The organism is Streptomyces antioxidans, assembly GCF_000968685.2.
GTDB lineage: Bacteria > Actinomycetota > Actinomycetes > Streptomycetales > Streptomycetaceae > Streptomyces > Streptomyces antioxidans.
This window is the reverse complement of record NZ_LAKD02000235.1, coordinates 1-3,995: the sequence shown is the minus strand read 5'-3', so window position 1 is coordinate 3,995 and position 3,995 is coordinate 1. Positions and strand designations below refer to the sequence as shown.

The following is a 3,995-nucleotide window of genomic DNA, read 5'->3' as shown; positions in this document are numbered from 1 at the left end:
ACCGGCTGCGGGTGTCGCACGCCTTCCACTCCGCGCACATGGACCCGGTCCTCGATGGATTCGCCGCCGCCATCGACGGCATCGACTTCCGGCAGCCGCGGATCCCGCTGGTCTCCAACCTCACCGGACGCCCGGCCGAGGAGCGGATCGGCACCCCCGAGTACTGGTCCGCACACATCCGCGGCACCGTGCGGTTCGCCGACACCATGACATGGCTGGACGAGCAGGGCGTGTCGGCGTTCCTGGAGCTCGGCCCGGACGCCGTGCTCACCGCCATGGCGCTCGCCGACAGCGACCGGCATGCCGTCCCGGCGCTGCGGGCCGGGCAGGACGAGCGGGCCTGTCTGCTCACTGCCATGGGATCGCTGCACACCGGCGGTGTCCCCGTCGACTGGGCATCGGTGTTCGCGCCGTACCGCCCACACCGCACGGAACTGCCCACCCACGCCTTCCAACGGCAGCGGTACTGGCCGGACATGACCGAGGCACGGGCCGGTGACCTCACCGCGACCGGGCTGGGCGCGGCCCACCACCCGGTGCTCGGCGCCGTCGTCTCGCTCGCCGACGGTACGACCGTCCTCACCGGACGGATGTCGGCGCGCACACTGCCCGACACCACCGCGGGCCCGGCCGCCGTCTTCCTCGACCTCGCACTGCGGGCCGCGGACGAGGTCGGCTGTGACCGGGTCGACGAACTCACCCTGCACACCCCGTTGTCGCTGCCGGACATCGGTTCGGTGCAGATCCAGGTGACGGTCGGCCCCGCCGACACCGCCGGAGTGCGGCCGCTGACCGTCCATTCGCGGCCGAACGGGTCCGCGCCGTGGCAGCCGCACGCCGAGGGTGCGGTGGGCCCCGACGCCGACGACGCGCGGCCGTACGCGGTCCGGCCCAGCGACGACGGGGAGACCGTCGCCGAAGTCGCCCTCCCCGGCGGGCGGGACGCGACCGGACATGGGCTGCATCCCGCGCTGCTGGCGGAGGCGCTGCGGGTACTCGTGGCGCAGGAGTCGGGAGCGCTTCAGCCGTTCGCGTTCGGCGGGGTGCGCCTGCACGCGACCGGCGCGACCCGGCTCCGCGTCCGGTGCACCCCGGTCGGCGACGGTCGCTTCGCCGTCGAGGCGGCCGACCACACCGGTGCACCGGTGCTGTCGGTCGAGTCGCTGGTCCTGCGCCCGGAAGGCGCCGCGGCTCCGGTCGCCCGGCCCGGCGCCCTGTTCCATGCGCAGTGGACACCGCTGCCGGTCACCCGCGACGAGGCGGGCGGGGCGTGTGTCCTGCTCGGCACGGTCGCGCCCCAGCTCGGCGCGGGACTGACCGAGGCGGGGGTGCGGGTGACCGTCGCGGACGGTCCGGACGCGCTCCCGGACACCGCGGACGTGGTGCTGCTCGACCACAGGCACCAGGAGGCCGACTGGGCCGAACCGCGAAGCACCCTCGACACGCTGCGGAGTACCGTCGACGCGCTGCTCACCCGGACGCGCCGGGTCGTCCTCACGGCCGGGGGAGCGGCCGACGGCCCCGACCTCGCCACGGCCTCGGTCCGCGGCGTCGCCCGCGCTCTGCGGGCCGCCAACCCCGGCCGTGTGGTGTTCGCGGACGTGGACGACACACCGGCGTCCGCGGTCGCACTGGCGCACCTGCTGGACGGAGCCGAGCCGGAGGTCGTCATCCGAGGCGGCGAGACGGCCGTACCGCGGATGGTCCCCACCGCGGCACCGGACGCCGCCCCGCCCCCGCCGACCACGGGCACGGTGATGGTGGTCGGCAGCGTGACGGGAGCGGGCGGGCTGCTGGTACGGCACCTCGCCACGGCGCACGGCCACCGGCGGCTGATGCTCGTTGACCCCGAGGCCACGGCGGCCGAGCCGCCGGGGATTCCCGGCACACAGGTGGAGGTGATCGTCGCGGACATGGCCGACCGGGAGATGGCGGCCAAGGCGCTGGACGCCGCCGATGTGGGCGCGGTGGTGTACGCGGTCGAACCGCATCCGGATCCGGAACGGTCCGGGGCCCGCGTGGACGGCGCCCGGCAGTTGCACGAACTGGCGACCGGTGCCACGCCGTTCGTCCTGTGCACCTCTTCCGCCGGGCTGCTCGGCGCCGCCGAACCCGGCGGTGACCCGGTAGGCGACGCCGTCCTCGAGGCACTTGCCGACCAGCGGCGGGCCACGGGCGGACCGGCTGCGGTAGTGGCCTGGGGCGGCTGGGCCGGTTGGGGCGCGGGCCAGGTGAGCCGTGGGTTCTCCCCGCTCGGCGACGCGGAGGCGCTCGCCGCGTTCGACGCCGCGGTGTCCGGCGTGGCCCCGGTCCTGGTGCCCGCCCTACCCGACCTGGCCGCGCTGCGCGGCGCCGATGACATACCCGCCCCGCTCCGCGGCCTTGTCCGGCCCGCGCGCCGCACCGCAGCGACCGGCCGTGTGGCCGTGGCGGAGCGGCTGTCCGTGCTCGCCGGCGGTGCCGAGCGGACCGCGGCCCTGGTCGACGTGGTGCGGTCAGCGGCCGCGGATGTGCTCGGCCACGCCGACCCGGAGGCGATCGAACCGGACCGGGACTTCCTCGAGTTCGGCTTTGACTCGCTCACCCTCGTCCAGCTGCGCAACCGGCTCGCGGAGGTCACCGGCATCCGGTTCGAGGCGGCCACCCTGTTCGACCGCTCCTCGCCCGCCGCGCTCGCCCGCTACCTCGACGACCGGCTCGGCGGTGCGCATGACGCCCCCGACAACGACTCGGTCGCCAAGCCGCAGAACGCCGTTGCGCACCTGTTCCTGCACGCCTGCGCGCAGGGCAAGTTCGACGACGCCAACGCCATCGTGCAGGCGGTCGCCAAGCTCCAGCCGAGCTTCAGCTCCGCGGCCGAGGTGGCCGAGCCCCCGAGGGTGATCCGGCTCGCGACCGGTCAGGCCCGGCCCCGGATCGTGTGCCTGCCCTCCTTCAGCCCGGCCTCCGGGCCCCATGAGTACGCCCATCTCGCCGCCGGGCTGGCCGGGTTGCGCGACGTGGGGGTGCTGCCACTGCCGGGGTTCCTCACCGGCCAGGCCCTGCCGTCCACTCTGGACGCCCTCATGGACGTGCTCGGCGCCGCCGTACTCGACCACGCGGATGGCGAGCCGCTGGTCCTGCTCGGCAGGTCCGCGGGCGGGCTGATCGCCCACGCGCTGGCCGGCCACCTCGAGCGGTGCGGACACGGCCCGGCCGCGGTGCTGATGCTGGACACGTACTTCTCCGACCGGATCGACGCCGACTTCCACGACCTGGTCGGGCCGGCCATGATGGGCCGGGAGAACGAGGCCACCCTGCTCAGCGACACCAGGGTGATCGCGATGGGCGGCTACCAGCGGGTGGTGGCCGAATGGGCACCCGCGCGGCTCGCCTCGCCCACACTTCTCGTCCGGGCCGCGGAACCGTTCTCCGAGCAACTGCGCGAGGCCCAGGACCACTGGCAGGCCGACGTCGACGTCCCGCACACCACCATCGACGTCCCGGGAAACCACTTCACGATATTGGAAGAATGCGCGCAATCCACCGCGCTCGCCGTCCACACATGGCTTTCCACCACCATCTGAGAAATTCTGGAGCGTTCATGAAGGTCCTCGTTATCGGAGCGGGCGTCGGCGGTCTGGCCTGCGCGATCGGATTGCGTGCCGCCGGGCACGAGGTGGAGGTGTTCGAGCACGCCGACCAACTGCGCACCGGTGGCAACGGGATGATCCTCTGGCCCAACGGAACCGGCATCCTCGGCGAGTTCGGTGTGTCGCTGGATGGCCTGGGCACCCGGCTCGACCGGTCCGTACAGCTGGCCCAGGACGGCTCTCCGCTCGGTGAGGCGGACTGGACCGAGGTGGCCGAGTACTACCAGGCCTCGGTGCGGCTGGTGCGGCGCGGCAGGCTGGTCGAGCGGCTCGCAGAGTCGCTGCCCGCCGATGTGGTCCGGTTCGGCGCCCGCTGCGTTTCGGCCGAGACCAGGGGCACCGGCGACCAAGCCAGGGCCGTCG

At 74.1% G+C, this 3,995-nt stretch carries 2 protein-coding genes; both read left to right on the top strand.

Going from position 1 to position 3,995, the window contains the following annotated elements:
- On the top strand, positions 1-3,566 hold a 3,566-nt coding region (locus tag VT50_RS37915), incomplete at its 5' end, for a thioesterase domain-containing protein (RefSeq protein ID WP_143645399.1).
- 17 nt (positions 3,567-3,583) lie between these two features.
- Positions 3,584-3,995, top strand: a 412-nt coding sequence (locus VT50_RS37910) for an FAD-dependent oxidoreductase (RefSeq protein ID WP_158083254.1), incomplete at its 3' end; no start/stop codon positions are given.